Annotated in this window: 2 protein-coding genes; one reads left to right on the top strand and one right to left on the bottom strand. The window is 52.2% G+C overall.

Annotated elements, in window-relative coordinates; all coding sequences use genetic code 11:
* The coding region (locus M6F29_RS11855) for a glycosyltransferase (protein WP_298160172.1) at positions 1–292 on the top strand (292 nt) is incomplete at its 5' end.
* Positions 293–418: 126 nt separating this feature from the next.
* Here the strand turns inward: M6F29_RS11855 and M6F29_RS11860 are convergent.
* Positions 419–589 (bottom strand): hypothetical protein, encoded by a 171-nt coding sequence (locus M6F29_RS11860; protein WP_298160175.1) that lies wholly within the window; start codon positions 587–589, stop codon positions 419–421.
* Between the last annotated feature and the right edge of the window lie 330 nt (positions 590–919).

Genomic DNA, 919 nt, shown 5'->3' on the forward strand with positions numbered 1-919 from the left:
GGTCGACGATATTTCAGCGGGGCAAATGGTACTGATCCAGGCCATGGCCTTCTCCAAACCCACCATCATCACCCGCACCCCTACCGTCGAGGAATATGTCACCGAAGGCATCGAGTCACTTCTGGTAGAAAAGGGTAACGTCATCGAGTTACGAGAGGCCATACAACGACTGCTCAGTGAGCATAGTCTCATGGAAAAACTCGGGGCCAATGCAAATGCAACGTACAAGTCAAAATTCTGCATGAAGGCCTATGTGACGAATCTGGTCGCTGCCTTGCAGAAACCATGGTGATACGAACTTTCCCCCGTCGCAACTTCTGCATGGGGGGAACTGTTCTTCAGCGGTCGTTAGACGAGTTCCAGCCGCCGCTCGATGCGCTCAAAGTCGCAGATTGAAGCCGTCTGAGGCGACCTGCCGCTACGCATCTGCAGCAGAAAGATGGTCGAGGTGTTGGATGATCGAAACTTGCCCGCCTTCCAGATTGCTGATACGTCGCATGAGTTCCTCCAACTTGCGCTCAATTCGGTCTTGGCCTGCCTGAAAGCGCTTGAGGTGTTCGAGGATGATGTTCTCAGTGTTTTCAGTCATTTTCCAGTTTCCTTGGTCAAGGCTGCAACTTCTCCTTGCAACTTGGCAAGCGCCGGTGAAATCATATCCGGCGAATTCAAATCTGACGTGCAACGCGCTTATGGCGTGAGTGTACCTCTTTCAAAAAAACTTCGTGAAGGGTTTTGAATCCCACTTCACCATGCTTTAAAAGGACTGGCCCTCGTGCTGGATCACAGACAATTCCCCCGGACGAATCACCCGGGGACCGGGTCTTTGGGAAGACACCACCCGCGATTGCGCTTCCTGCTGATTCTTGAGGTACAGTTTGGTCACCTCCATCAGAACCACGACATAGTAGGGCAGATCGAA

The sequence above is a fragment of the Ferrovum sp. genome (assembly GCF_027317285.1).
Lineage (GTDB): Bacteria > Pseudomonadota > Gammaproteobacteria > Burkholderiales > Ferrovaceae > Ferrovum.